The organism is Sphingobium herbicidovorans (assembly GCF_002080435.1).
GTDB lineage: Bacteria > Pseudomonadota > Alphaproteobacteria > Sphingomonadales > Sphingomonadaceae > Sphingobium > Sphingobium herbicidovorans.
The window spans coordinates 1090086-1116563 of the sequence record NZ_CP020538.1; the positions used below are offsets into that span (position 1 = coordinate 1090086).

21 protein-coding genes, 1 tRNA gene and 2 pseudogenes are annotated in these 26478 nt (G+C 59.5%); 11 read left to right on the forward strand and 13 right to left on the reverse strand.

Annotation, left to right across the window (positions count from 1 at the left end; translation table 11 throughout):
* Positions 1-48: 48 nt before the first annotated feature.
* Genes bcsA through B6S01_RS05300 form a run of 4 tightly spaced genes read left to right on the forward strand, consistent with a single transcriptional unit; the run spans position 49 to position 9251 of the window.
* A complete protein-coding gene (bcsA, locus tag B6S01_RS05285) occupies positions 49-4350 on the forward strand; it encodes a UDP-forming cellulose synthase catalytic subunit (protein ID WP_407695232.1) in 4302 nt (1433 codons plus the stop codon).
* A 14-nt stretch (positions 4351-4364) separates the two neighbouring features.
* Positions 4365-7799, forward strand: a complete 3435-nt coding sequence (locus B6S01_RS05290; RefSeq protein ID WP_231568002.1) for a cellulose synthase subunit BcsC-related outer membrane protein — start codon at positions 4365-4367, stop codon at positions 7797-7799.
* Positions 7796-8260 (forward strand): cellulose biosynthesis protein BcsD, encoded by a 465-nt coding sequence (bcsD, locus tag B6S01_RS05295; protein WP_051908247.1) that lies wholly within the window; start codon positions 7796-7798, stop codon positions 8258-8260. Before B6S01_RS05290 ends, bcsD begins: the two co-directional genes overlap by 4 nt.
* Positions 8250-9251, forward strand: coding sequence for a glycosyl hydrolase family 8 (locus tag B6S01_RS05300; protein WP_037465886.1), 1002 nt, complete (start codon positions 8250-8252; stop codon positions 9249-9251). Before bcsD ends, B6S01_RS05300 begins: the two co-directional genes overlap by 11 nt.
* Before the next feature lie 489 nt (positions 9252-9740).
* Here B6S01_RS05300 and B6S01_RS05310 read toward each other — a convergent pair.
* Positions 9741-9831: transfer RNA gene (locus B6S01_RS05310), tRNA-Ser, on the reverse strand.
* 240 nt (positions 9832-10071) lie between these two features.
* Between B6S01_RS05310 and ald the strand changes: the two genes are divergently transcribed.
* Positions 10072-11187 carry an alanine dehydrogenase gene (gene ald / locus B6S01_RS05315; RefSeq protein WP_037465880.1) on the forward strand — a complete coding sequence of 372 codons (1116 nt, stop codon included), beginning with the start codon at positions 10072-10074 and terminating at the stop codon, positions 11185-11187.
* 15 nt (positions 11188-11202) lie between these two features.
* Here the strand turns inward: ald and B6S01_RS05320 are convergent, their stop codons facing one another.
* The 6 genes from B6S01_RS05320 to B6S01_RS05345 are packed head-to-tail and all read right to left on the reverse strand — an operon-like array spanning position 11203 to position 14860.
* Complete coding sequence (locus tag B6S01_RS05320; RefSeq protein ID WP_037465878.1) at positions 11203-11652, reverse strand: c-type cytochrome; 450 nt, start codon at positions 11650-11652, stop codon at positions 11203-11205.
* Between the two features lie 9 nt (positions 11653-11661).
* Positions 11662-12162, reverse strand: a complete 501-nt coding sequence (locus B6S01_RS05325; RefSeq protein WP_081570294.1) for a methylamine dehydrogenase light chain — start codon at positions 12160-12162, stop codon at positions 11662-11664.
* 19 nt (positions 12163-12181) lie between these two features.
* Complete coding sequence (gene mauD, locus B6S01_RS05330) at positions 12182-12790, reverse strand: methylamine dehydrogenase accessory protein MauD (protein WP_037465877.1); 609 nt, start codon at positions 12788-12790, stop codon at positions 12182-12184.
* Positions 12787-13329: a MauE/DoxX family redox-associated membrane protein gene (locus B6S01_RS05335; RefSeq protein WP_037465875.1), complete on the reverse strand. Its 543-nt coding sequence runs from the start codon at positions 13327-13329 to the stop codon at positions 12787-12789. The genes mauD and B6S01_RS05335 overlap by 4 nt, the downstream gene beginning before the upstream one ends.
* Positions 13326-14474, reverse strand: coding sequence for an amine dehydrogenase large subunit (locus tag B6S01_RS05340; protein WP_037465872.1), 1149 nt, complete (start codon positions 14472-14474; stop codon positions 13326-13328). The genes B6S01_RS05335 and B6S01_RS05340 overlap by 4 nt, the downstream gene beginning before the upstream one ends.
* Positions 14475-14491: 17 nt before the next feature.
* Entirely contained in the window at positions 14492-14860 is a 369-nt protein-coding gene (locus B6S01_RS05345) for a c-type cytochrome (protein WP_051908246.1), read from the reverse strand.
* A gap of 460 nt (positions 14861-15320) precedes the next feature.
* Between B6S01_RS05345 and B6S01_RS05350 the strand changes: the two genes are divergently transcribed.
* From B6S01_RS05350 to B6S01_RS05360, 3 genes are all read left to right on the forward strand, one after another.
* Complete coding sequence (locus tag B6S01_RS05350) at positions 15321-15944, forward strand: TetR/AcrR family transcriptional regulator (protein WP_234810789.1); 624 nt, start codon at positions 15321-15323, stop codon at positions 15942-15944.
* A gap of 103 nt (positions 15945-16047) precedes the next feature.
* Complete coding sequence (locus B6S01_RS05355) at positions 16048-16350, forward strand: EthD family reductase (RefSeq protein ID WP_231567999.1); 303 nt, start codon at positions 16048-16050, stop codon at positions 16348-16350.
* Between the two features lie 28 nt (positions 16351-16378).
* Complete coding sequence (locus B6S01_RS05360) at positions 16379-17878, forward strand: aldehyde dehydrogenase family protein (RefSeq protein WP_037465864.1); 1500 nt, start codon at positions 16379-16381, stop codon at positions 17876-17878.
* 111 nt (positions 17879-17989) lie between these two features.
* On the opposite strand, the gene B6S01_RS05365 is transcribed toward B6S01_RS05360, so the two are convergent.
* Together B6S01_RS05365 and B6S01_RS05370 are read right to left on the reverse strand one after the other, a co-directional pair.
* Positions 17990-18628: a phenylacetate--CoA ligase gene (locus B6S01_RS05365; RefSeq protein WP_231567998.1), complete on the reverse strand. Its 639-nt coding sequence runs from the start codon at positions 18626-18628 to the stop codon at positions 17990-17992.
* Between the two features lie 34 nt (positions 18629-18662).
* A protein-coding gene (locus B6S01_RS05370) for an IS3 family transposase (protein ID WP_094182605.1) occupies positions 18663-19840 on the reverse strand; the annotation gives its coding sequence in 2 pieces (ribosomal slippage) (positions 18663-19576 and positions 19576-19840; 1179 coding nt in all).
* Positions 19841-19903: 63 nt separating this feature from the next.
* On the opposite strand from B6S01_RS05370, the gene B6S01_RS05375 reads away from it, so the two are divergent.
* From B6S01_RS05375 to B6S01_RS05385, 3 genes are all read left to right on the forward strand, one after another.
* Positions 19904-21919 (forward strand): TonB-dependent receptor, encoded by a 2016-nt coding sequence (locus B6S01_RS05375; protein ID WP_037465074.1) that lies wholly within the window; start codon positions 19904-19906, stop codon positions 21917-21919.
* Positions 21920-22011: 92 nt separating this feature from the next.
* Positions 22012-23901 carry an NAD(P)/FAD-dependent oxidoreductase gene (locus B6S01_RS05380; RefSeq protein WP_231567985.1) on the forward strand — a complete coding sequence of 630 codons (1890 nt, stop codon included), beginning with the start codon at positions 22012-22014 and terminating at the stop codon, positions 23899-23901.
* 13 nt (positions 23902-23914) lie between these two features.
* Positions 23915-24424, forward strand: a complete 510-nt coding sequence (locus B6S01_RS05385) for a YybH family protein (RefSeq protein WP_037465070.1) — start codon at positions 23915-23917, stop codon at positions 24422-24424.
* 50 nt (positions 24425-24474) lie between these two features.
* Here the strand turns inward: B6S01_RS05385 and B6S01_RS21275 are convergent.
* From B6S01_RS21275 to B6S01_RS05395, 4 genes and pseudogenes are all read right to left on the reverse strand, one after another.
* Positions 24475-24618 (reverse strand): annotated as a pseudogene (locus tag B6S01_RS21275) (IS630 family transposase); the annotation flags it as partial.
* 3 nt (positions 24619-24621) lie between these two features.
* A pseudogene (locus B6S01_RS21280) lies at positions 24622-24708 on the reverse strand (IS5/IS1182 family transposase); the annotation flags it as partial.
* 336 nt (positions 24709-25044) lie between these two features.
* Positions 25045-25242 carry a type II toxin-antitoxin system CcdA family antitoxin gene (locus tag B6S01_RS22105; protein ID WP_156103354.1) on the reverse strand — a complete coding sequence of 66 codons (198 nt, stop codon included), beginning with the start codon at positions 25240-25242 and terminating at the stop codon, positions 25045-25047.
* Complete coding sequence (locus B6S01_RS05395; protein WP_037465067.1) at positions 25235-26164, reverse strand: hypothetical protein; 930 nt, start codon at positions 26162-26164, stop codon at positions 25235-25237. The genes B6S01_RS22105 and B6S01_RS05395 overlap by 8 nt, the downstream gene beginning before the upstream one ends.
* Positions 26165-26478: the final 314 nt, after the last annotated feature.

Genomic DNA, 26478 nt, shown 5'->3' on the forward strand with positions numbered 1-26478 from the left:
CTGTTGTCATCGCCAATCGTCAAATGGAGCGTGGTTCTTTTCGCCGCCATGCTGGTCGTCCTCGTCATCGGCGTCCCGCTCGACCTGGAAGCGCAGTGGCTTTTCACCGGCATCACGATAGCGGGCGCCATCATCCTTGGCCGGTCGCGCACGCGCAAGGCAACATTGGCCCTGGGGCTGCTGTCGATACTGGTGTCGACCCGCTACATGTTCTGGCGCACGACGCAGACGCTGGAATTCGGCACGCCGCTGGAGTTCATTCTGGGTGCAGGGCTCTATCTGGCAGAGATATATGCCTGGATCATCCTGCTGCTCGGCTTTCTCCAGACCAGCTGGCCGCTCTATCGGCCCGTCATCGAGCTTCAGGGCGAGCCTGAACAATGGCCCACGATCGACGTCTTCATCCCGACCTATAATGAAAGCCTCTCCATCGTGCGCAATACCGTGTTCGCGGCGATGGACATGGACTACCCGGCCGACCGTTTCCGCGTGTTCATCCTGGACGATGGCAGGCGACCCGAATTCCGTGCATTCGCCCGGCAGGTCGGCTGCGGCTACCTGACGCGAGCGGACAATCTCCACGCCAAGGCGGGCAATCTGAACGCGGCCATGAAGAAAACCGCGGGCGAACTGATCGCGGTGTTCGATTGCGATCACGTCCCCACGCGCGCTTTCCTGCAAATGACGGCGGGTTGGTTCCAGAAGGATCCCAAGCTGGCGCTGATGCAGACGCCGCACCATTTCTATTCCCCCGATCCGGCGCAGCGTAACCTGCGCACGGTCGAGGATCTGCCGGGGGAAGGCGACCTGTTCTACGGCAATGTTCAGCGTGGCAACGACCTGTGGAACGCCGCCTTCTTTTGCGGTTCCTGCGCCATCATCCGGCGTGAAGCACTGACCCAGACCAATGGTTTTGCCGGAGAGACTGTAACGGAGGATGCGCACACCGCGCTCAAGCTCCAGCGCATGGGGTGGAACACGGCCTTTATCAGCGCGCGCCTTTCGGCAGGCCTGGCTACCGAGCGGTTGGTGCTTCACATCGGCCAGCGCATCCGCTGGGCGCGGGGAATGACGCAGATCCTGCGGATCGACAATCCGCTGATGGGGTCCGGCCTCAAATGGCAGCAGCGGCTCTGCTACCTGAACGCGATGCTGCATTTCCAGTTTCCGCTGCCGCGCATCGTGTTCCTGACCAGCCCGCTCGCCTATCTGATCTTTGGCCAGAACATCATCCACGCGTCGGCTTCGCTGATCTTTGCCTATGCCGCTCCGCACCTCTATTGTTCGATGGTCTCGGGCGCGCGCTCGCAGGGCGGGGACCGGCGGCCATTCTGGGGCGAAATCTACGAAACGATCCTCGCCTTTCATCTTGTCCCCGCAACCGTGTTGACGTTGTTCCAGCCGCGCAAGGGCAAGTTCAACGTGACCGACAAGGGCAGCTTGCTCGACCGTACCTATTTCGACCTGGGAACGGTAAAGCCGCATCTGGTCTGCATCGGGCTAATGCTGTTCGGCGTCGCGCTCGGCGTGGTGAAGCGGGTCTTCTTCCCGCACATCTTCAACATCCAGACCGATACGCTGGTCTTGAACACGGCTTGGGCCCTGTTCAGCCTGGTTATCCTGCTGGCGGCGGTGTCGGTCGCGCGTGAAACAAGGCAAGCGCGCGAATTCATCCGTATCCAAAGCCAGGTGCCCGTCACAATCTATGTCCAGGACGGGCATGTTTTCGATGCCACCACAATCGACCTATCCATGGGTGGCGCTGCCATCCGCCTGCCGCAGGACATATCTTTGCGAGACCGGACAGTCACCCACATCTCGCTGCCCATGGGCGACGAGAAGCTGACCTTGCCGGTCGATACCATCCGAATTGAACATGGGGAGGCGTTTCTGCGTTTTCAGCCGCTTGATATGACGCTGTCCCGGCATCTCGTCCGGGCCATTCTGGGACGAGCCGACGCCTGGGAGCCTGCGGCCCCGCAACAGCCGGTTTCGGGCCTGCGGTCCCTATGGGACATCATCGTCGTCGATTTCACCACGCTCAAGCGTATCTTCCGCCTCAATCGGACCGAGCGCCGCAATGTGAAGCGCATGGCGGCCATGGCCGGGGTGAAGGCGTCCGCGCTCGTCCTGGCCGCAGGCGCGCTGATCAGCCTCACGCCCGATGGCGCTCATGCGGCCCCTGCTGCGGCGTCCGCCGCCCAAAGCGCCACCGCGCCAGCGAGTGGAGCGCGCCAGCAGCGGCTCAGCTTCCGCGACCTGCAGGTCAAATCCCCGATTCGGCTGCAAGGCACGCGGGGAGAGATCGGCATCCCGTTCGGCATGCGCCGTAACGATGTGGTGACAAAGGCGGCGTTGACGCTGAACATGGCCTGGTCGCCAGCCATGATCGGGGATCTTAGCCAACTGGTCGTCCTGCTGAACGGCGAAGTCGTCCAGGTGGTGCCGCTTCGTCCCGGCGACGCGCGTGGGCAAGTCCTGAACATCCCCGTGAACCCGGCATTGTTCCTGCCGGGCGACAACCGCCTCAACCTGCGCCTTTTGGGCCATTACACGCGCGACTGCGAAGACCCGTTCCACAGCTCGCTGTGGGCGAATATCAGCAATGTGCGATCCTGGTTCGACCTGACCGTCCAGAGCCTGCCGCTTGGCCCTGACCTTGCGCGCCTGCCCAGTCCCTTTTTCGACCGCAGCGACAACCTGCCCCTGCGCTTGCCCTTCATATTCGCGGGCGCGCCGGGCAATGGCGAACTGGAAGCCGCCGCCAGCATCGCGTCCTGGTTCGGTGGCATGGCAAGCTATCGCGGCTATTCCTTCAAGCCGCTGTTCAACCAGCTGCCCCAGGGCAACGCCGTCGTCTTCCTCTTGGGCAACCGTCCCGTTGGGGGCGTGCAGATGCAGGTCCGGGGACCATCGGTCGCCGTCATCCGCAATCCGCGCGATTCCTTTGGCACCCTGCTGGTCGTCATGGGTCGGAACACGCAGGAATTGAAGCTTGCGGCGGCAGCCGTCGCCAGCGGACGCGGCGTGTTCGGCGGCACACAGATGGCGCTCGACAATGTGCGCATCCCTGCGCACGGTCGCTATTCGGCGCCGCGCTGGATCAACACCGACCGGCCAGTGCGCCTGGGCGAACTCACCGACGCCTATTCCTTGCAGGGACTGGGGCTGCCTCCCGGCCCACTCAGCGCCCGCTTCCGCATAGCGCCCGACCTGTTTTTCTGGCCTCGCCAGGGTGGCAGACTGGACCTGCACTATCGCTATCCTAGCGCCGATTGGCTGGACAAGCGGGGATCACGGCTCGACGTGTCCATGAACAATCAATATCTGCGCACCCTGCCCGTTGCGGGGGGCGACCTGTGGGATCAGGTGTTCAAGAGCCGTGGCCCCTCATCGCAGGACAGCAAGGCATCCATCGTGCTGCCGCGCTACAATCTGTTCGGCCAGAACGAGCTGATCTTCGACTATAATCTGATCCTGGCGAACAAGAAGAAGTGTGAAGGCACGCTGCCTGAAAATGTGCGGGTCAGCATCAGCCCGACGAGCACGATCGATTTCAGCCACGCCTATCATGCGTTGCAGATGCCCGATCTCGCGACTTTCGCAGGGGCCGGTTATCCCTTCACGGTCCGCCCGGACCTCGCGGAAACCGCCGTCATCATGCAGCGCAATTCGTCGGCCAGTGCGATCGAGGCGTTTCTGGCGCTGATGGGCCGCTTTGCCGACTCGACCGGCCTGCCCGCTACCCGCGTCACCGTGATGAACCGGGTCGAGCCGTCTGCGCTTGAGGGCAAGGACATATTGGTCGTGGGCGCCAGCAGCCTTGCCGGGTCCGATGCGCTGTTCGGCGGTTCGCCGGTGCGTTTCAGCAATGGCGGCCTTCAGGTTACGGAGCGTTCACCTTTCCAGAGTGCGCAGAATTTCTTCGCGCTGGGGGCTCGCTCCAGTCCGGAGGACGCGCAGCAGATCATCTATAATGCGCGCGGATTTTCCGGTATCGCCGGATTCCGTTCGCCCTTCGACAGCGAACGCAGCGTTGTTGCCGTGCTGGCTGACGATCCCAATGCGCTGCCGCAACTGGTGAACGGCATGGCCGATACCAAGATCAACGCGCAGATTCAGGGTGACCTGGCCGTCACCGATGGCGAGGGCATGACCAGCTTTGCGGTGGGGCCGACCTATTGGGTGGGATCGCTGCCGATCTGGATGCGCATCGCCTACTGGTTCAGCCAGCGCCCGATCCTGATGGCGGCCAGCGGGCTGCTGCTCGCGTTGCTGCTCGCCGGGCCTGCCTATCTCTATTTCAACTCGCAAGCCAAGCGCCGCCTGGACGGGGCTGACGAAGCATGACCGGAGCGACGACGATGCGAAAACTGCTAATCGCTACACTGCTGGCGTCGGCGGTGACGCCCACGATGGCGGTCGCCGAGGTGCCCGGCGTTTCCGCGCTCATTCAGCAGGGGCGCTACTGGCGGTCGAAGGGGCGTAATGACCTCGCCGATCAGGCCTATCGTCGCGCGCTGGCGCTCGATCCCGCCAATGCCGAAGCGCGGCGGGGGCTGGACGGCGCGCAGGCACGGCCCGTCAGGCCCGCAGCAGCGGCGACGGCGGCGAAACCCGCGCCGCGCGCCACACCGGCACAAGCTGCACCGCCAGCTTCCGGTCGCACCGCGCCCCGCGATACCGGCGGTGACGCGCGCGCGGCAGGCTTCAGGGCGCTGGACCGCGGCAATCTGGGCGAGGCCGCTACGCTCTTCGAGCGCGCGCTGGGACGCAACCGCAATGATGCCGATGCCCTTGGCGGGCTTGGCATCGCCCGGCTTCGCCAGAATCGTTTTACCGAAGCGCGCGACCTGCTGGAACAGGCATCACGGCGAGGCACTGCGTCCAAATGGGCGGAGGCGCTCTCTGCTTCTCGATTCTATGCCGATCTCGGCGAAGCGCAGGCGGCCCTTTCGGAAGGCCGGGTGAGCGATGCACAGGCAAAGGCCGAAGCGCTGGTGCGGTCCGACTTTTCCGACCGGCAACCTGCTTTGGAACTGCTCGCCAACGTCTATGAACGGCAGGGCCGCTATGCGGACGCGGCGGATATTCTCCGTCAGGCATCTGGCAGCGGCGCGGCGAACGATCAGTCGGAACTGCGGTTGAAAAGCCGGGCAGCGCGGGGCCGAGCGCTCGCCGCGCTCGAGCGCGGCGACGATGTGACCGCGGAACAGGAATTTCAGTCGGGCCTGCTGCTCGACCAGAATGATCCCTGGATCCGCTACGAATATGCGCGTTTCATGATTGATCGGGGGCGGGTGTCGGATGCCGATGCGCTGGTGCGCTCGCTGTCCGCTTCGTCGAATCCGGATGCGCTCTATGCAGCAGCTCTTATCAATAATTCCCTCAAGCGGTTCGGGGCAGCCGAGGCGTTGGTCGATCGCATCCCCGACAGCCAGCGCACATCGCAGATGCGCAATTTCGCCATGGGACTGAAGGCCGATCAGGCGATCCAGCGCGCGCGCGACATCGGCGCGATGGGCCGTCAGGCCGAAGCGCGGGCGGCGCTCAATCAGTTGAGCGGGATGCCCGGAATGCCCGCCGCAAAGCAGGCGGCGATCGCCGATGCGCTGTATGACCTGGGCGACACGGCCGGCGCGGCTCAGCTTGCCCAGCAGGCGCTTGCCGGCGAAATCAGCGATGTCGAAGGCTATGAGCCGGTCGTCCGCGTACTGGCCAAGACCGGGCGCGATGATCTGGCGGCGGCCGCCCTGCAACGGGCGAACGAACTCGCAGGAGCATCTGCCGATGGTCAACGTGCGCTCGCCCGCATCAATGGAGGCATGGCGGCGTCACAGGCCGACCGGCTGCGGCTGGCGCAGCAATATGCGCCTGCCTTCGATATACTCCAGTCCGCATGGAATGCTGCGCCGGGGAATCGCGAAGTGCTGTCCGCGCTTGCACGACTCTACCAATCGGGCGGGATGCCTGCGCGGGCAGCCCAGACTTATCAATTGATCCTGGCGCAGTCTCCCAAGGACCGCGAAGCTCAATTGGGGCTGATCGAAACGGCTGGAGCAGCGGGCGACAGGGCTCTCGCGCAGCAGGCGGTAGAGCGGGCGATCCAGACATGGCCCGACGATCATGAAATCTACATGGCCGCCGCCCGGATGGAGCAGGCGCGCGGCAATGAAAGCGGCGCGGTGCGCTATCTGAAGCGCGCGCGGGAAGTTTATGCGCGGCGGATGGGCGGCAGCAACGTGCAGCTAACCGCCAGCAACCCCTTTGGCGGCGCTGCTGGAATGGGCGGAGGCATGGGCGGAAATCCGTTCCGGTCGCAGGCATTCGCCCCCGCACCAGCGCCGGTCAATCCCTTCGCGCTGGACGGTGGCGCGCGCCTTCCATCCTATCAGGCAGCGTCGGGCTATGCCGCCGCTCCTGCGCCTTCAGGCGGCGGGTTCGGAGGCGGAACCATGGCTGCGGGCGGCGCCGCTTATGGCACGCCGGACGGGGCAATCGCGCCGGGTGGAGCGATGGGCGATCCAGTCCTCGCTCGCCTGGAATCCGACATCCGCACCCTGTCAGGCGAAAGCGGGCCCCGCGCCGAGGTCGAAACCGGATATCGCCAGCGGTCAGGCGAGCCGGGACTGAGCGAACTGAAGGAAATCACCGGTTCGGCCACCATATCGACAGGCATCGGCAGCGGTCGCCTGTCGGCCAAGGCTGAAGCGGTGGTGCTGGACGCCGGAGCGCCCAGCGCTTCGGGTGCCGCGCGTTTCGGCGGCAACGGCATAGCTGAAGCAACAGCAATCGGCGGGCAGGTCTCGCCGCGCAATATCGGCATCGATTCGCAGCATGCAGCCGGGGTCGCGCTTTCCGCGTCCTACAAAAGCCCGCTGGTCGAATTGGAGGCGGGTGTCACGCCGCTGGGGCTGGGAGACACGAAAGCGACGTGGCGGGCCGCCGTCACACCGCGATTCTCCTCCGACGCATCGGCAAAGCTGTGGTTCGAGCGGCAGCCAGTGAAGGACAGCATCATTTCCTATGCCGGAGCGAAAAATCCGGCGACGGATGCACAGTTGGTTCAGGCGGCCAGCGCGATCGTTGCGGCAGCAGGTGAACGCGACCCGGTTACGGGCCAGCGCCTGTTGGACGTCCCCGGCTTCTTTGGACCCTATGGCATGGGCGAGCGCTGGGGACAGGTGATGAAAACCGGAGGCGGCGCGTCGTTCAGCTACGACCATAACGGCTCCGGCTTCTACGGAGACGCCAGCTTCCATCGCTATCGCGGCGAAAATGTCCGCAACAATTACGGCATCCAGCTGAATGCGGGCGGCTATATGCGTTTCTATCGCGGTGACAATTCGTCCCTGACCGGCGGCATCAACGTCAATTATCAGGACTTTGACAACAACCAGAATTTCTTCACCTACGGCCATGGCGGCTATTTCAGCCCGCAAAGCTTCATCAGCGTCAGCTTCCCAATCCGTTACGCCTATGACAGCAGCCGGTGGGAAGTCAGAGGCAATTTCGCGCCCGGTTACCAAAGCTATGATCAGGAAGCGGCCAACCTTTATCCCACCAGCGACGCTGCGCAGGGGCTGCTTAACAATCTGAAACTCCTCAACAGTGACGTGCGTTCTACCTATGACGCCATCAGCAAAACGGGCTTCGCCCTGTCTGCGGACGGCGCCATTTACTATCGCGTAAGCCCTTCCATGCGAGTGGGTGGACAAATGGGAATCAACACGTTCGGCAATTATGACGAGTTCCGGTCTCTGATCGGCATTCGCCAGTCATTTGGAGGTGCGCAGTGAGCGAAGTCATGCGTCGGCTGATGCCGGATCAAAGCGCCTCGGGTGATCCCAAGGGCCTGGCGCTGCTGGTCGCGATGACGGCTGCCGAAATCTGGAACACGGCTACGCCTGCACAGGCGCACGGTTTTTTCCTGGCCGTGGGCCGCAAGCTGGCCGCCGCAGAGCCGATGGATGACGCCACCGACCTGACCCTGCTGGCGACGCGCGCCAACAAATTGTGGGCGGCGCTCGACTGGGGCCATGTGATCTTCTGCATGGAACAGGAAGGCATCGCCATTCGCCATCAGGGCCTGCCCCCGGCGCTCGACGGCGATGTCGAAGGGCTGTGGTCGGAAGTCATTTCAGCGGTGCTGGAAGGCGCCTATGACAGCTGGTTCCGCGCGCTGGGCAGCGGCGATACGCTCGTGACGCGCCGCGTCGATTTCAACGGCGGCGCCCTGGACCTGTGGCATGGCCGTTGACCGAAGAGCATTCTCGCTCGCCGCGCTCGCTGCGCTGACCATTTCCTGCGCACGGGCCGGGGGGCGTCCTGCTTTGAAGAACGGCATGTGGCCCCGATTCAAATCCGCCTTTCTCGATCGGTCGGGGCGCATAGTTGACAATGGCAATGGCGGGATAAGCCACAGCGAAGGCCAGGGCTATGGCCTGTGGCTCGCGCTGACGGCCAATGACCGGGATGCATTCGACAGCATCCATCGCTGGACCGAAGCGACGCTCGCCCGCCGCGACTTCGCGCTCTATTCCTGGCGCTACGACCCGCGGCAGGAAAATCCTGTCGCCGACCGCAACAATGCGACCGATGGCGACATCTTCATCGCTTGGGCGCTGGCCCGCGCAGGCGAACAGTGGCAGGACGCGGCATTGACCGCCCGGTCCGAGGAGATCAGGGCGGCGATCCTCGCCCATCTTGTGATCGAACGCTTCGGGCGGCGGTTGCTCTTGCCCGGCCTTGACGGTTTTTCGTCGCCTAATGTGGTGACGGTCAATCCATCCTATTTCATCTGGCCTGCCTTCGATCAGTTCCGGCGGCTTGATGGAGAAGCGGTCTGGGGCAGTTTGATCCGCGATTGCGAGAAGCTGCTGAAGGCAGCTCGTTTCGGCCCACGCCGCCTTCCGACCGACTGGATCGACGTTACTGCCGATCCGGCGATCGCCCCCGCCGCTTCCAAGCCGCCCCGCTTCGGCTTCGACGCGGTGCGCCTGCCACTTTATGCGCAGGCGGGCGGCAGGCCGCAGTTGGTCAGTCCGATCATTGACTGCTGGCGCGGCTATGTCCGCGCGCGTCGGGAGATCCCGGCATGGATCGACGTTCAATCAGGGCAAGAGGCGGACTATGCGCTCTCTCCCGGCGGCATGACGATCGCCAACCGCGCGCTTGGCCTGCCCGCGTCGTTGCCGCTTTCGTCAGACTATTACGCGGCCGCGTTGCAGACGCTCTCCCAGTCGCTCTGACACGGGATCGGGCCACGGCCCGTCCCGCATTGGCGACATCTTCCTGTGTGCAGAAATATAGCTGTGCCTTGCCGCCTCGCTCGGATTGATAGAGCGCGGCATCGGCGCAGCGGCGGCGCAGCGGCGGCGCAGCGGCGGCGCAGGCGAGGCCTCTGGCGGGGCAGCGCCGCCACACTCTGGACAACGCTCTTCCTTCATCATCGGCGTTTTATCATCGAATGCTTCGTTCAAATGTTGAGGGGCACTTATGACACGCCGCTAAAGCGCTCCCGGCCAAATCCAGAGGTGGAAGCCCCCACGCGCAACGCAGGGATCGATCCTCGCTTAACCGAAGATCAGCGCGAACAGGCGGCGGCACGCCTCCGCGATCAGGCGAAGATTCAGGCCTAAACAAAGCACGGGGAAAGCCTGACTAGCGAAAGCCGTAGCGGGGAACCTTTATGGAACACACCAACATTCTAAAAATCATCTAGCAAAATCAATGATAAATGGCGGAGCGGGAGGGATTCGAACCCTCGATACGCTTTTGACGTATACTCACTTTCCAGGCGAGCGCCTTCGACCACTCGGCCACCGCTCCGCATGCACTGGAAGGCGGCTCCCTATCGCGCGTCGCGGCGGGTGGCAAGGGGATGCGTTACTTTCATTGCGATCCGGCAAAATCGCGGCCTTGGGCGGCGCTGCTGTAATTCCGTCCGGGCAGACTATATCGGATAAGAATATCGTTCCGGCGGCGGCCCTCAATCCGGAACAATCGTTGCTTACCCTGCGATAAAATTCCCTTGGATGATATGCGCTGAAGGGATGGAAAGGCGAAAACATGATTGTAGGCACGGTACGGGAGATCAAGAATCACGAATATCGCGTCGGCCTGACGCCCGAAAGCGTTTATGAGCTGACCGCTCATGGCCATCGTGTGCTGGTTGAGAGCGGTGCGGGTGACGGGATTGGCGCGCATGACTCGCTCTACGCGAAGGCAGGCGGCGAAATCGTATCGGCCGCGCGGGATGTATTCGCTTCGGCCGAAATGGTGGTGAAGGTAAAGGAACCGCAGCCCGAGGAACGCGCAATGCTGCGTCCGGGGCAGATCCTCTACACCTATCTCCACTTGGCGCCCGATCCGGAGCAGACGCATGATTTGGTCGCATCCGGCGCGATCTGCATCGCCTATGAAACGGTGACCGACGACCATGGCGGCCTGCCGCTGCTCAAGCCGATGAGCCAGGTTGCCGGACGCATGGCGATCCAGGCGGGCGCGACGGCGCTGGAAAAGGCGAACGGCGGACGCGGCGTGCTGCTGGGCGGCGTGCCCGGCGTGCTTCCGGCCAAGGTCTGCGTCATCGGCGGCGGCGTCGTGGGCTTCAACGCGGCACAGATGGCGGCGGGGCTCGGCGCTGACGTCACCATCCTGGACCGCAGCCCCGAAGTACTCGAAAGGCTGGGCATCTATTTCGAAGCGCGGGCCAAGACGCGCTTTTCCAACCGCGCCAATCTGGCCGAATGCGTGGCCGACGCGGATCTCGTGATCGGTGCGGTCCTCATTCCCGGCGCCGCCGCGCCAAAGCTGGTGACGGCGGACATGCTCAAGACGATGAAGAAGGGCGCAGTGCTGGTCGATGTCGCGATCGACCAGGGGGGCTGTTTTGAAACCAGCCATGCCACGACCCATGCCGAACCAACCTATGTGATCGACGGCATCGTTCATTATTGCGTCGCCAACATGCCGGGCGCAGTCGCGCGCACCAGCACCTATGCGCTCAATAATGTGACGTTGCCCCATGCCCTGCGCATCGCCGACCTTGGGTGGAAAGAAGCGCTGCGGTCCGATCCGCACCTTCTCGCCGGTCTCAATGTCTGGGACGGCAAGGTCACCTATGAAGCGGTCGCGCAGGCGCTGGACCTTACCTACACCCCCGCACGGGAAGCGCTCGGCTGACAACGCCTGCCTTCTCTATTTGCGCTCGGGAAAATTGCTGACCAGCTGCGCGCGGGTTCCCGCCACGTCGACGATGCGGGCCTGGCGATAGGCTGCGACCTCCTGCGCGGTATAGGGCCGAAACCGACCGGGATCCGGCTTGCCCATCGTCGCCATGATCCAGTTCATCACCTCGGCCAGATCAGCGTCGCTCAGCTTGGAATTGGCGGAACCCGGAACCTGGATCAGGAAGCGACGTCCACCGTCTACCTCAAGGAACCGGGCGATCTCCCCTTTCATCGAGGGAACTTTGCCCGCCATTCCGCTCCCGTCAGACAGATGGCATCCTTGGCATTCCGTCATGTAATTGACGCGCGGCGTACGCCCGTTTCGCGCAAGATCGGCCGGGCGCGTCGCCGCCCCTTCGGCGATTGCGGAAACCGCGAAGGTCAATCCTGCGATACACAGAAAAGCCCGCTTGATCATGATTACGCCTCAGGCCTCGCCGAGGACTACAGCGGTGGAACAGTTATAGACAATGCCTACTTGGGTTCCCAGACACCAATTGATATCGTTCGAACCGGAGGGCTGATGCACCGGCGTATCGCCTTCGTTTCTGTTGCACTGACACCGCCCGCAAGCAGACTTGCCGCAGCAGTCATTGTACGAAATGACGTAATCCTTATTGTCGACAGGATTACGGCAGGTTCCCACCCATGTGATTGGCGACGGCTCCGTCCCCGGAGGACAGGATGAGGTAGATCCCCCGCAGCAGGAGCACAGAAAACCGTCGATCGCGCAGTAGCGCCAATAGTCGCACGAATTGGGATCGCCCTGTTCGCCCGGTTGCTGCGCAGCCAACGCCCGAGACACAGGCAGGAGCGGCAGCGAAGCCGTTATGCCCAAGGCGCTCATCCGGCCGAAGAAGCTTCGCCGCGATATACCGCGCGCCGCCGTCCGGCTTATGCGCTCCATGATGCGGTCTATCCTGTTCATTTTATAGCTCCCTGTAGGCTCAGCCGGCCATTTCCTGGCGCGCCATATAGTCCTGGATCGATGCGATCCCGATCCGTTGCGCTTCAAACAGGCTTTCGGCATGTTCGCGATTGTTGATGAGGCCCTTGGCCGCGACCCTGCCTTGCTCATCGAGAAGCACGGCATAGGGTAATTTGCCGACGCCATGCGCGCGCCCAAGATCGGTTGAAAGGACAAAGGGATAAGCTTCGAGTTTTTCCCGTTCGATCAGCTTCCTTTGGGCCGCCTCGTCGCCGTCACTGGCAAGCACCAACCGGGTCGATCCCGCATACTCACGCGCCATCGAACGGATAATGGGAAGCATGATTTTGCAAATCGGACAGGTCGGCGACAGGAAGAATATAATTGTGGAAAGGCCGTCCTCCGCTTTGCCTCCGATCACCACCGTGCCCCCATTCAGGCTGGGCAGTATGAAAACCCGGGCCTCCTCCCCTACTTTGCTGCCTCCCGTCAGGGTCAGGGCGCCAACCGGCCCCAATCTTTCGTGCAGCATGCCCACCTGCCGGATCAGACCAACGATCAATATCGCCATCCCAAAAATCGCAAGCCACTGAACCGCAAAGGCTGTCAGAAAGAACATGTGGTTCATCGACCGCTTCCTTTCGTCTGATCTAAAGCCGGAAAAAGGCCGGCCCCATAGTACAGCAAGGCAAAAGTTCCCAACGCGCCGGCGAGGGAAATCCAGTCGATCACCTGAAGCTGACGCTGTTCCAACGGCAATGCCGCGCTGATGAAGGCTATGGTCGCGAGCAGAAAATTTCGGAGGACCAGCGCCCAACTGATTGGAGAGCCGGTCTGCCCGAACGAACAACCGCAATCGATGGCGCGATTGCCCCGAACGATGTTGGTGGCAATCGCGACAGCATAGATCGACAATAGAATACCCAATCCGGCAAGACCAGCCTGGGTACCCAGCCAAAGACCGACCAAGGCCGTCATGCCGAATATAATTTCGGCCAGAAGAATAAGAACCGCCAAAGTTTTCGATAACATTGCAGGCGCCAGCCTGTAGTTGCCGACAGTGACCGTGAACGCAGACATTGAGCTCAACTTCTGAACCGCGCCGGCCAGGAAAAGACATCCGAGAAAAATGTCCACGATCAATACGAGCAGAATGTCGCCAGTCATGGCTCGTCGCCAACCGGTGCCGGCTGAATGACAGTCATGGTCGGTCCCAGCCCTTCCACCTTGCGAAGTAGCCGCCCTGCGATGGCATCGTAAATCCGCAAGTCACGATCACCAAACATGGTCGTATACAACAACGGCCTATCGTCTTGGCTCACAGCGACGGCTGTGGCCGGTCCATCGAGCTTGATACGTTGGATCCTCTTGCCTTGCGCGGCATCAAAGACCCAAAGTTCCGTACCTGGATCCTTGTGCGTGTAGGGACCACCTTCATGCATCAAGACATAGAGGCGACCCTTAGCCCGGTGATATGCGGCAGTTTGAAGCGCACCCGGTCGCCAAGTGCCCTCATTGGCTCCCATCAGCGACCACGTCCGCTTGAGCCGAGGCTGTGCCGTCGAATGGTCGATGACATGCACTTTGCCTGACGGAGTGAAGAACAACCATTCCGTTCCCGTCCAGACACCCTTTTCGGTAACCGGATCGTGATCGTCGAACAGCTTTCTGGTCGGCTTGCCGAGCTTCAATTGCCCGGTTGAATCCAGCGTGGCTGGCAGTAGGGATCCGTCGCTGCAGATAAGGAATAATTCGGACGCGCTGGTGGGATAGATAAGACTGCAGCCCGCCGTGGCGTATTCGCCCACAGTTTTCTGCGCAGCCATGTCCAATACAGTGACGGACTGCTCCGGCGTGAAATTATAGACTAGGCCGAAACGTCCGCCTGGCATGACCGGGGCCGCAGAAATGAATGGCATGCCATTATATCTCTTCGGGGGAAGGACCGCCTCTGCGCCGGGCGCCAGGTCAGCGATCTTGTAGAAGGTCGCCACGTCGGTCCGCGTTCCACGGGTCCCGCGAGAGAAATGAGAGCTGATAACAGCGAACTTCTTGCCATCCGGGGCGATCAACAGAGTGCCATGGCCATATCCTCCGCTCACCATGCCCAACATGCGCCCGCTGTCGCCGTCGATGAGATAGGCTCGCCCGTCGAGCATGCGATCGAAGGAAACGTCGTTCAACCAGACCCAGTGCGGCTGCATCGTGTCGGCAAGCGTTTCCTGCGTAAGTTCTTCAGGCGCGAGTTGAGCGCTTGCGGGAATGACTGTCGCGAAGCACAGTGACAAGATGCAGCCGGCTAACCCCTTCATGGCAGTAAAGCCTCCTTTTACTTTTTTGTACTGAGGTAAGCTATCAGGTCCGCGCGATCCTGGGCGTTAGGCATTCCGCCAAAGGCCATGCGGTTTCCCTTCACAAGAGCAGCGGGACGAGCAAGAAAGGCGTCCAGTTTTTCAGTTGTCCATGCAAATCCCGCCGCCTTCATCGCCGGCGAGTAATTGAAAACTGTGCTAGCCGCCTTCCGCCCCACGACGCCTGCGAGGTTCGGGCCGACCGAACTTTTTTTCGCGGGATCCACGCTGTGGCAAACCTGGCAGCGGGCAAATACTTTCTCACCCTTGTTTGGATTGCCAGCGGCATGCGCTTCGAAGGGGACCAGCGCCATTGAGACAAGCGATAATAAAAACAGAGACCTCATGAACAAACACTCCGCTCTTTACTCCATTTTCCAATTCTCATGTGCCCCGGGATGGCTGTCGTCAGCCCGCACTTACAGCGCGCTGTCCACTAACGCAGCAACGCGCCGCCTCGGCTTGGCACTTCCTCCTTCGCACCTTTGTCTCGTCAGACCTATATCCGAATATTTTTGGGTTTCATGATACTGCCTCAACTGTCATTATAACGCAATACCCGTCCGAGTGGTCAGCTAAATTTCTATTTTTAGATTTTATGGCGTATTTCCATACGTTTATAAAGACATCGAAAGGCCAGCCAAAGGCCTGCCTTATGCGTGATGATGGTGCAGCTAAACGAAAAATAAGGGGCCACTCTCTAAAACGCGAATTGATTCGGTATTGAACGGTGTCAGAAACCTTCCTATTGCGCATTTGAAGCGAGGGTGTTTTTTGCCGAAGAAGAGAACACAGGAACGGGGCCGGTTGCGCCGCACGCAAATGGTGACTGCAGCGCGAAAGTTGTTGTTCGTCCGGGAACTTGATGAAATCGCGCTAACGGATATCGCTGACGCCGCAGATATCCCCAAAAGTTCCGCCTACCATCTTTTCCCCACCGCGTTCGATGTACATGCGGCGGCAGCGCAGGAAATAGCAGGAGAGCTGGAACGGCATATGAGGGGCCTGCACCTTCCGATCTGCGACGGCTGGGCCGATTTTGTCGGCGCATTCATCCGCCATGGCGCGCGTTTTTTCAATGACCATCGCGATGCCATGCAGTTGCTTCTCGGGCCAAAATCTCCACCGGCCATCAAGACAGTTGACAGGGAGAAATCAGACCTGGCGATCAGCAGGCAACTGGTCGATGCCCTTTCGAAACATTATGTTTTGCCTGACTGGATATCTCGCGATGAGACGTTCTTCAGGGCGATCGAGATTGCCGACCTTTTCTTCAGCCTATCCGTCCTGCGTTGCCAGCGGATCACCGAGGAATATGTGGCAGAGGCCGTGCGTGCGACCAATGCATATCTGGCGCTTTATATTCCGGCCATATTACCGCCTGCGGAGGAGTTTCCTCTGATCGCGGCGCTTGGGGATCAAAGTCGTTGAGCCCGAACCAGTTGAACCGCGGGTCAGTTTGCCCTTGCGATTAAATGTCCGACCGTTCATTCTATTAATGCAGTACCACCGGATTCGGGAGTGACGCCAATTGATGAAGATGCTTGCGCTTTATACGTTGCCTGACGATCCGGTAGCGTTTTTGGCCCATTACAAGGCCGTTCACTTGCCCCTCGTGCGGAAGATCCCGGGTCTGATTTCCGCAAACGTAACCCATGTGACTCGCACGCTGATCGGGCAGGATGGCAACTTTCTATTGGCCGAGATGACCTTTTCCGATGGCGAAGCGCTGAAGAAAGCACTCCGCAGTCCAGAAAACGCTGCGGTCGGCGCCGACGCCATGGGCTTTGCCGGCAAAATCATCACTGTGATGACCGGCGAGGTTCTCGATATCTGATTATTTCACGCCATTGAAGGAGAGAGAGATGGCTTCAGCCGCAACGATAGTTCCCCTGAACAGCGTCACCAGCTTTCTCAGCGGCGAACATGGCCTATTCATCAATGGAGAGTGGCGGGCGGGGCACAGCAAGCAGCGTCTGCCGGTCTATAATCCAGCAACCGGCGAACAGATTGCGTCGGTCGTCAACAGCGACGATCGGGACGTCGATGAAGCCGTGCGCAGTGCTTTTGCGGCCTTCGACAAAGGGATCTGGTCTGCCCTCGCCCCGGCCGAAAGGGAACGCATCCTATTGAAATTCGCCGACCTCATCGAGGAAAATGCCGAGGAACTGGCGCAACTGGAAACATTGAACCAAGGGAAGTCCATCAACATTTCGCGCTTCGTCGATGTTGGCGGGGCACCGGCCTATGTCCGCTACGTTGCAGGGCTTACCACCAAGATAACCGGCGAAACATTCGACGTGTCTATCGGGGCCATCCCGGGTGCGCGCTACAATAGTTCCACACGACGGGAGCCAATCGGCGTGGTGGGCGCCATTTCGCCTTGGAACTTCCCCATGATGATCGGGCTCTGGAAGATCATGCCCGCTCTGGCGGCGGGATGCACCGTTGTCCTGAAGCCATCGGAGATTACGCCGATGACCAGTCTCAGACTGGTGGATCTTGCTGCCAAAGCCGGTCTTCCCGCCGGGGTACTGAACCTCATTACGGGTGACGGAAGGACAGGCAAAGCTCTGGTTGATCATCCGCTGGTGGCAAAAATCACCTTCACGGGTTCGACCGCGACGGGCAAGGCCATTGCACGTACGGCGGCGGATCGGATGCTTCGCACTTCATTGGAACTGGGCGGCAAGAATCCGGCGATTTTCCTGGAAGATGCTCCCCTCGATCAGGCGGTCCAAGGCGCTATACTGGGCGGCTTCTTCAACAATGGCCAGGTCTGCGCCGCATCTTCCCGCCTGTATGTGGCCCGTGGTATCTATGAACCCTTCGTCCGCACTCTGTCGGAGGCAGTCAACGGGATGGCGATGGGGCCGGGCCTTGACCCGACCGCGCAAATCAACCCCGTCGTGTCGGAAGGGCACCGCGGGAAAATCCTCGAACATCTGGCGAGGGCCCACCAAGACGGCGCCCGCATCGTGGCGGGCGGCGACTGTCCGGACCGGGACGGCTATTATGTCCGGCCGACGGTGATTGTCGATGCAGCACCCAATCTGGCGATATCCAGGCAGGAGGTTTTCGGTCCGCTAGTGACAGTCACCCCGTTCGACGACGAAGAGGAAGCGATCCGACTTGCAAATGACAGCGAAATGGGCCTGGCGGCGTCTCTCTGGACCAACGATCTCTCGAAAACAATGAGACTTGTGCCGCGGATTCAAGCTGGTACCGTTTGGGTCAACTGCCACAATCTGATCGATCCCAATATGCCGTTTGGCGGCTTCAAGGAATCGGGTCTCGGCCGCGACTTCGGGATTCGTTCGCTCGACGGTTATACCGAAGTGAAGTCGGTCTGCATCGCCTACTGAGCGATCCGCGAAACTATCCTGAAAAGATCATATCCGCCCGGCGGCCACCGGGCGGATCTTTTTTATGTGCCAGATGGGTAACGCGCCATCCTTGCGGACGGCGCCAGCCAATCAGGCGCAGGCTGTGACGCGGAGATCCCGGACGTGCGAGGCCTTGCCGGTTGAGCGCGGGATCTCGCCATTGTTGCGCAAGTTGATCCGTACGGTGATGCCGATCGCGTCCTTGATGTAGCCGGCCAGCAGCCGACATTGCTCCACCCCGGTCTGCTGATCGATTCCACTTCGCAATTCCACGTCGATCGCGACCTCGTCCATGCGCCCAGGGCGGGTAATCTCCACTAGGAAATGCGGCGCAAGGCCCGCGCATTTCAATAGCTGTTCTTCGATCTGCGTGGGGAAGACGTTCACCCCACGAATGATGAGCATGTCGTCGCTGCGACCAACAATCTTGGCTATCCTGCGATAAGGGAGGCCGTCTCCTGGCAACAGACGGGTCAGATCGCGGGTACGGTACCGGATGATCGGCAAGGCTTCCTTGGTGAGAGAGGTGAACACCAGCTCACCTTCCTCTCCTTCGGCAAGAACTTCACCGGTCTCAGGGTTGACGATCTCCGGCAGAAAATGATCTTCCCAGATGGTGGGGCCATGTGTACCTGCAAACTCCTGCGCCACGCCGGGACCCATCACTTCAGACAGGCCATAGATATCGCTGGCCTTAAGATCGAATGCTTCTTCTATCTCGCGGCGCATTGATCTGCCCCCACCGAGTGGACCGATTGGTTTGTTAGTGGATTAAAACCGCTGGCGCCATATCCGGGTGGAGGTGGAGCGAAGCGGAACCGGAGGCCGGATATGGCGGTGTCGCCGTTTCCGGTGCCGGTGGTCGGTAGCCCAGGCTGCTATGAGGGCGGACGGTGTTGTAATGCCGCCGCCATGCTTCGATCAGCACCTTGGCCTCTGCGAGGCTGTAGAAGATCTCGCCGTTGAGCAGTTCGTCGCGAAGCGACCCGTTGAAGCTTTCGTTATAGCCATTCTCCCATGGTGATCCCGGTGCGATGTAGAGCGTCTTCACGCCGATCTGCCCCAGCCATTTCTGGACAGCTGTCGCGACAAATTCGCTGCCATTGTCGGACCGGATATTCGCTGGCGGGCCACGCGTGATGAACAGGTCGGCCAAGGCGGCCAGCACGTCTTCGTGGCGGAGCTGCCGTGCGACAATGAGCGCCAGGCATTCTCTGCTCGCCTCGTCGATGATGGTCAGGATGCGGAACTTGCGGCCATCATGCGTCCGCCCTTCGACGAAGTCGTAAGCCCATACATGCCCCGGATACTCGGGCCGCAGGCGGATACATGATCCATCGTTGAGCCACAGGCGTCCCCGCTTTGGCTGGCGCGGCGGAACCTTCAGTCCCTCACGCCGCCAGATACGCTCAACCCGCTTATGGTTCACCGTCCACCCCGCATGGCACAGCAGCGCCGTCACCCGGCGGTAACCATAACGACCATATTGCTTCGCCAAGGCGACGATGTCCTCGGTCAGCGCCTGTTCGTCATCCGCCCCACGCGGCACCTTGCGCTGTGTCGATCGATGCTGGCCCAGCACCCGGCATATCCGTCTCTCAGACACCCGGACTGGAAGCTCTCGTCGCAGATGATCGATGCAGCGCCGTCGCCGCGCGGGGCTCAGAAGTTTCCCCGTGCAGCCTCCTGCAGGATCAGCTTGTCCAGCGTCAGGTCCGAGATCGCCCGACGCAGCCGCTGGTTCTCTCTCTCCAGATCCTTCATCCGCCGCGCCTGGTCGGTCTTCAGCCCGCCATATTCTTTGCGCCAGCGATAATAGGTCTGCTCGCTGACCCCAATCCGGCGGCACGCCTCAGCGGTCGACGCCCCCTGCGCCAGCACAATCTCAACTTCACGCAGCTTGCCGATGATCTCTTCCGGCTTGTGCTTCTTGCTTGGCATTCAATGTCCCCTTCGTGGTCCAGACTATCATAGTCTCTGGGCCACTCAGCGGGGGGCAGATCAATGGGGCGCCAGGATGTCACGGCACTCGCGGGCCAAGTCCCAAGCCTCCAGGTAAACCAATATAGCCCGACAGTTACCGTGTTCAACGTACGTGGGGTCTCACAGAACGATTTTGCCGATTCTCAGGAAGCTCCGATCGCTTTCTATAATGACGAAGTGTACATTGGCGCTCTCGGAGCGATTAGTGGTCAGACCTTCGATCTGGATCGCATCGAAATTCTTCGCGGCCCGCAGGGCACGTTGTTCGGCCGCAATGCGACGGGCGGTCTGGTACAGATTGTGACGGCCAAACCCACGCGACAACTTGAAGGTTTTGCAACGGTTACCGTCGGCAGCCATGGTCAGATTGCGACCGAGGGCGCGATCAGCGGCCCACTTACCGATAGCATCCGGGCGCGGCTATCCGTGACGTCCAACCATCACGGCGGTTATATCGATAATGATTTCGGTCCTGATCGAGGGGGCGCGCGTTTTTATGGCGGTCGTTTCCAGATCGAGGCGGATGTGGGCAGTTCCGGGAAACTGTCGGTCAAGCTGGAGGGGCTCCGCAACGATCGGGAACGCAGCGCTGGCGCTTATAGTCACGTATCGACCGGAGTGACTTCGGATGGCCTGGGTTTTGCTCTCGCCTCCAACGAGGATTTCTGGGGGACTTGCGCCGGGTGCGACGCGACCGGATACAAAGACGCGGATGGCGACCCGTTTACCGGGTCGTACAATTATGATGCGCGCTTCAATCGCAAATATTGGAGCGCTAATGTACGCTATGAGCAGGATTTCGGTGACGTGAACTTTGTTTCGATCACCAACTATCAAGATCTTAAAAAGACCTATAGTGAAGATGCCGACATATCACCAAATTCAATATTTATTTATACAACAGACCAAGATCTTTATCAGATGTCCCAGGAATTTCGAATTTCAGGCGATTCTGATAAATTCAACTGGGTTGCAGGTGCTTATGGTTTAAAGATCAGGACCGACAATATCTATAACGCAAACTTGCTGGATTCTTTTGGAATCAACGAGGTTTACGGGGGAAGGCAGACGACGGAGAGCCTGGCCGTCTTCGGGCAGGGTGAATATTTTCTGATGGACGAAATCAGCCTTGTTCTGGGCGCGCGGTACAGCTGGGACTGGAAGAAGTTCGATTTCACCCATACGGAATTTTACGCAGATGGATCGGCGCCCTCGGTGTTCCAGTTCAATCCTGCTACCAATCCCGCATTGGCCAAGCAGAAGTTTGACAATTATTCGTACAAGATTCAGGTCAACCTTCATCCAACCGATGACGCGCTTGTCTATTTTGGCGTTAATCGTGGCACAAAAAGTGGTGGTTTCGGCGTTCAGGCGTTTCAGCCGATCAACCCGAACACCATTCCCTTCGATGAGGAAATTTTGACCAACTATGAGGCAGGCTTCAAGGTCTCCTTGTTCGATAAAAAGGTCAACCTGAACGGTTCTGTTTTCTATTATGATTATCAGAACTATCAGGCATTCTCGATTGTGGGACTATCGCAGTTTGTCGGCAACAAACCGGCCGAAGTGGTCGGCGCCGAACTGGAACTTCAGGTGCGGCCGACCCGCGGCCTATTCCTGTCAGGCTTCCTGACGAAGCTCAATACCCAGGTGAAGGACATTGTATTGCCCTCGGGCAGAATGGTTGACCGGGTCATGCCGCAGGCGCCGTCTCTCAGCCTGGGTGGAATGGTGCGCTATGAATTTCCGGTCGGCCCGGGCGCCCTTTCCATGCAGACCGACTGGAAATATGACAGCTCGCAATATTTTTCGACGTTCAACGCGCCGATCGACCGGGAACCCTCACGCGTGGTGGGGAATGTTCGCGTGGCCTATGCCACCGATGACGACCACTGGGAGGTCGCCGCTTTTGTAAATAACGTCACCGACAGGGAATATCGGGTCTATAATCTCGATCTGTCATCCACGTTCGGCTTTTCGCAGCAGACCTTCGCGCGGCCCCGCTGGTTTGGCGGCAGCGTCAAGTACAATTTCTGAAGCCATATTCGGAGCAGCAAATGTCATCGAAACCTTTATCTGGTGAGCCCTTGCAGTCCTCCGTGACGCGACGGGATTTTGTCGGGGGCACAATGATCGGTTCCGGTGCGATGCTTCTCGCTGCCGGCGCGCCGTCCTTCGGGACGGCCGCCAAGGCTCAGACCGTTGACGCGCCCTTGACGGGCCTGGCCGAGGACTGGACGGGTCCTGGCGGCATCGGCGACTATGCCGGTAAGAACGGTAACACGCATAAGATTGTGAATGCCGCTCATAATGACATCCGCAACGGAACCCTCGACAAGCGTATCGCCGAGGCTCCGCTGGTAGATGAGCTTTATGACCTCGTGATTGTGGGATCGGGAATTTCCGGGCTGACGGCTGCCTATGTCTTCCTAAAGGAGAAGCCCGAGGCGAAAATTCTCGTGCTGGACCAGCACGAGATTTTCGGTGGCGAGGCAAAGCAGAATGATTTTGAAGTGGACGGTTATCGCCTTACCGCTCCCCAGGGCTCCACGGGCATAGTGGTGCCCTGGGCAAAGGCCAAGGAAGCCGGTTTCCCCACGCCTTTCCTCAAGGAATTGGGATATCCCGAAGCCTTTACCTACCAGGAACCGGAGAATCTTTCGCAGCCCATCCAGATCCCAGCGGATATGTGGACGCCCATGCATATCGGATGGGAACGCGCCGACATGGCCTTTTATTACGAAGGCAAGGGCATGGTGAAGAACCCTTGGCGCAACGGTTTCGCCGAGGCGCCCATCCCCGACAAGGTGAAGCGCGCTCTGGTCGAACTCGAGCTTTTCCGCACACCGCCTCAACGCGATGATTGGGCCCAGTGGCTCGACAGCATGTCATACAAGCAGTTCCTGGCCAATGTGGCGAAGGTTCCCGCCGATGCTCTGGACGATGTCTGCGCTTATCTTGACCCTGTAATGGCGGCGATGGGTTGCGGGCAGGGTTCTGATATTATTTCAGCCTATAACGCCTATGGTTTCATGATGCCGGGCGTTAACGGCTATTCGCGCTACCAGAGCGGCGGCCCCGATCCGACTGACGGCATTTATCTTGCGACTTTCCCGGGCGGGAATACTTTTGCAGCGAAGCGGTTCCTGAAACTCGCCAAGCCAGAAGCCCTGTCAGGCGGCGATGGCCTTTATGACATTCAATATAGCAGCGTAAATTGGGAGACTCTTGACCGGCCGACGGACAAGTACCGGATGCGGCTAGGCGCAACGGTGTTTTCGGTGGTACATGAAGGTAAACCTGGCAAGGCAAAGACCGCGCGGATCACCTATGCCAAGGACGGTAAAATGGCATCGGTGCGAGCCAGGGGCGTGATTTGCGCGGGTCAGCAACATGTAAACCGGCGTATTTGCCACGATATCTCTCCCAAGTATCGGGAAGCAATGCAGGCATTCCACCACGCCCCGATTTTGGTGGTCAACGTAGCCCTGCGTAACTGGAAGTTCCTTGACAAGCTGGGCGTCGCCGCCGTGCGCTGGTTTGAAGGCCTGGGCTGGTGGACCAGCTTGAGGCGAAATCTCGTGCTTGACGGCAAGGAGACACAGCCGCTCGATCCCAACAAGCCGGTGGTGTTGACCCAGTATATACCTTTCCTTCTTCCGGGTACGCCATTCCCGGATCAGTGCACGCAGGCGCGGATGCAGTTATTCAGCATGACCTTCGCAGATATCGAGGCACAGATTAGAGAACAGTTCACGAAGATGTTCGCCCCCTATGGTTTTGATGCCGACCGCGATATTGCCGGGATCATCACCAATCGTCAGGGCCATGCTTATTTTGTCGGCTATCCCGGCTTCTACTTCGGAAAAGACGGCAAGCAGACACCGATGGAAGTGTTGCGCGAACCATTCCACAGGATTGCGTTCAGCCATTCAGAGCTGTCCGGCGCCCAGATGTGGGAGACCGCAGCCGAGCAGGGCGAACGCGCGGCTAAACAGATGCTCGAAAAACTTGCTTGATGGAGATTATTTAATGAAATTCCCGATTTCCGGCGCCGCGATGGCTCTAGCTCTTGCCGCTGCTTGGTTGCCTGCCTGCGCAGCAGCGCAGCAGCCCCCCCAAATTGGCGCCGTATCGGCGATGCCGGACGAACTGGCCACATTCCAGGCAGCGACCAGCAAGCTTTACGCGATGAAGGAGAAGGCCTTTGCCCAGGGCGATGTCGACCCTATTATCAATCGTTTCTACGCGGCAAATGCAATTTCTGTCGGACCGGAAGGCAAGCCCTATGAAGGGCGAGCAGCCTATGCGGAAAATTACAGCAAGATTGTGCAGACCTATAATGTGAAAGTTGAGCCGATCCATGCCTATGTAAACGGCAATGCTGGATGGGAATGGGCCAATTTCCGCGTCGCGCCCAAAGATGCCGCATCAACGGAAAAGCCCTTCTCTTTCGTAATTCTTTTTCTTTGGGCTAAAGTAAATGGCGAGTGGGTGTGCGCTGGGGATTCCTATGTAGTTGGCGAATTCAAGAATGACTGATTCTATGATGGTTTCGGTATTTTAAAAGTATTTTTTGATCAGTCTGGACCCTATTCGCACGAGGTAAAGTAGTTGGCGCATTCGGCTGGCTGGAAGATATCGCCGAGTTTTCCGATTAGGGTCCACAGGCCGTTGACGGTTCGCTCCTCAGTTTTTGGCAGCCTCGCCTTGGGCCGCGAGAACGCTTTCTCGACGGCATCCACACGCGGCTTGCTGTGGCTCTTGGGAAAATATGGCGAAAGGCGCGCCATCTGCTCGTCCGTCAGCCAATACAGGTCGCTCATGCTCAGTCTCCTCGCGGAGCCTGAATCACATCGCCCTCAGCTAATCAATGGGTCCTGAGGCTAGGTTTTAGCGCATTTATCTGGATCGCAGTCAGCATCTGGGGGCCTCGCTCAAAATTGCCGAAAAGGCCCCCAAATCACCTGGATGGAGGTGGACGGAGGACGACGACACCGGAAAGCCGATGCCAAATAATACCAGTTTTTCAGGGGTTTTGCGAGGTCTGAGGCCCTTCGAAAAGGGCAGTTCTGGTGCCGCTTACAGGACTAGCGCATCACCTACCTGAAACCGGCTGAAAACCTACGATTCTGCCATTTGCTTCGCCTTGGTTTGTGCCATCATTTTGCACCAGTGGCAAGTGGGTCCTGTGTTTGAGTCCCTGAACGTGACTCGAATTGACCATGACGGGACAGCGGTAGTCCCCAAACTTCGACGTAAGTATTGGAGCTTCGCAATGCCTCTGCATTGTCCTCTCGCCACTGAGTAGCCCGTTTCGCGTCCTGCTTCGCTGAGATTGCGGGTCTGGACCTATCCATCTTTACTGTCCTTTGGCTTCCTGGTCCGCTTCTTTGGAGCTTCCAAGGCCTTTGGCTTGGCAATTGTCACCTTCTTAGCATCGTGCATCTCTAAGATCGTATATGATTTTGCTTCGCCGCCCTCCTGCGAAACATAGGCATCCACAATGTAGACATATTGTAGGGGGTTGCGACGACCTTTCACCATTTTCTCTTTTAGGCCTGCCACGTTAGGAGGAAAGTAGACGGGGAGCGGCTTGTCGCTAACAGCCTCTATGACTGCCTTATCACCTGTGGACCCTTTGGATTTCGCTGGGCCTTTGTTGGCCTGATGAAGCGTCAACGCCACGCCCCTAAGCAGATTCTGCTCCTGTGAGATCAAATCTCTCTTAGATTGTAGCTGCTGCGCTTCCTCAGCGAAGCGATCAGCATTTATCCAAACGCGGTTAATCTCAGCTGCGTCAAAAGTGGCCTCTACTTCCACCTTCCGCTCTTTCGTTTCACTCCGATATTTAATCTGCGCTACTGAAAACGCGGCGTCCTTCTTGCCTGCTAGAGGCTTCAGCAAGGCCGCTAACTCTGAGGCGACCTCAGGCTGGACATCTTCCACCGGCGCAGTAGTCGAAGCAGCCCGTTCAAGATCAGAGAACGCGTCCATTGCGTTTATCAATCTCTTGTAAAAATCCCCCAAACTGTTGACGTGCCCAATGTAAGGGACCGTTTGCGAAAGAATTTGAGCAACAGGCGCAAGCTCTGCAATGATGCTGCCAGACCGCAGGCTCGCTACGGCAAGTTTGTCATGCTGTCCTGATAGCTGCCCATATATCCGGTCTAGCGCCGCGAAGCTCCCTGCAAGGTCGCCCAAGGCAATAGGACCGCCTGGTTCAAATCGAAACTCAATCGTTTCCCGCCCGTCCGGCTTACCCTCGCCTATATCCATCATCCTTGGCACGGTAACTCCCTCATTTCGATGCCGTTATGTGCGGGAGAGTTTAACAGAACTCAAATAAAACTTTCGGGGCGTCTCCCTGCTCTCCAAAGCCCGAACAACAACCAACAAGCCAAAGCTTTAACGGTTATTTCGAAATCGATCAGATCGACCGAGCGGGGGAACCCGTAACCCGGCCAGAAGGGACCCGCTGCGAAGGGACCCATGACACAGGGGGACCCATCACCACCCCTGCCCTCCTCTCCTCCTGGCCGCTGCCCTCCAGTCCTGCCGCCTTGGGCTGTGATTGCCATTAGCGGCGGCTGGCT

What these genes read in the sequence shown, in the direction of transcription:
- B6S01_RS05335 (WP_037465875.1), bottom strand. Translation starts at nt 13,329, where the DNA reads ATGACTGGCGACATTCTGCTCGTATTGATCGTGGACATTTTTCTCGGA.
- ald (WP_037465880.1), top strand. Translation starts at nt 10,072, where the DNA reads ATGATTGTAGGCACGGTACGGGAGATCAAGAATCACGAATATCGCGTC.
- B6S01_RS05300 (WP_037465886.1), top strand. Translation starts at nt 8,250, where the DNA reads ATGGCCGTTGACCGAAGAGCATTCTCGCTCGCCGCGCTCGCTGCGCTG.
- B6S01_RS05325 (WP_081570294.1), bottom strand. Translation starts at nt 12,162, where the DNA reads ATGAACAGGATAGACCGCATCATGGAGCGCATAAGCCGGACGGCGGCG.
- B6S01_RS05340 (WP_037465872.1), bottom strand. Translation starts at nt 14,474, where the DNA reads ATGAAGGGGTTAGCCGGCTGCATCTTGTCACTGTGCTTCGCGACAGTC.
- B6S01_RS05380 (WP_231567985.1), top strand. Translation starts at nt 22,012, where the DNA reads ATGATCGGTTCCGGTGCGATGCTTCTCGCTGCCGGCGCGCCGTCCTTC.
- B6S01_RS05345 (WP_051908246.1), bottom strand. Translation starts at nt 14,860, where the DNA reads ATGAGGTCTCTGTTTTTATTATCGCTTGTCTCAATGGCGCTGGTCCCC.
- B6S01_RS05385 (WP_037465070.1), top strand. Translation starts at nt 23,915, where the DNA reads ATGAAATTCCCGATTTCCGGCGCCGCGATGGCTCTAGCTCTTGCCGCT.
- B6S01_RS05355 (WP_231567999.1), top strand. Translation starts at nt 16,048, where the DNA reads ATGAAGATGCTTGCGCTTTATACGTTGCCTGACGATCCGGTAGCGTTT.
- bcsA (WP_407695232.1), top strand. Translation starts at nt 49, where the DNA reads ATGCTGGTCGTCCTCGTCATCGGCGTCCCGCTCGACCTGGAAGCGCAG.
- B6S01_RS05395 (WP_037465067.1), bottom strand. Translation starts at nt 26,164, where the DNA reads ATGATGGATATAGGCGAGGGTAAGCCGGACGGGCGGGAAACGATTGAG.
- B6S01_RS05360 (WP_037465864.1), top strand. Translation starts at nt 16,379, where the DNA reads ATGGCTTCAGCCGCAACGATAGTTCCCCTGAACAGCGTCACCAGCTTT.
- mauD (WP_037465877.1), bottom strand. Translation starts at nt 12,790, where the DNA reads ATGAACCACATGTTCTTTCTGACAGCCTTTGCGGTTCAGTGGCTTGCG.
- B6S01_RS22105 (WP_156103354.1), bottom strand. Translation starts at nt 25,242, where the DNA reads ATGGATAGGTCCAGACCCGCAATCTCAGCGAAGCAGGACGCGAAACGG.
- B6S01_RS05290 (WP_231568002.1), top strand. Translation starts at nt 4,365, where the DNA reads ATGCGAAAACTGCTAATCGCTACACTGCTGGCGTCGGCGGTGACGCCC.
- B6S01_RS05375 (WP_037465074.1), top strand. Translation starts at nt 19,904, where the DNA reads ATGGGGCGCCAGGATGTCACGGCACTCGCGGGCCAAGTCCCAAGCCTC.
- B6S01_RS05365 (WP_231567998.1), bottom strand. Translation starts at nt 18,628, where the DNA reads ATGCGCCGCGAGATAGAAGAAGCATTCGATCTTAAGGCCAGCGATATC.
- B6S01_RS05320 (WP_037465878.1), bottom strand. Translation starts at nt 11,652, where the DNA reads ATGATCAAGCGGGCTTTTCTGTGTATCGCAGGATTGACCTTCGCGGTT.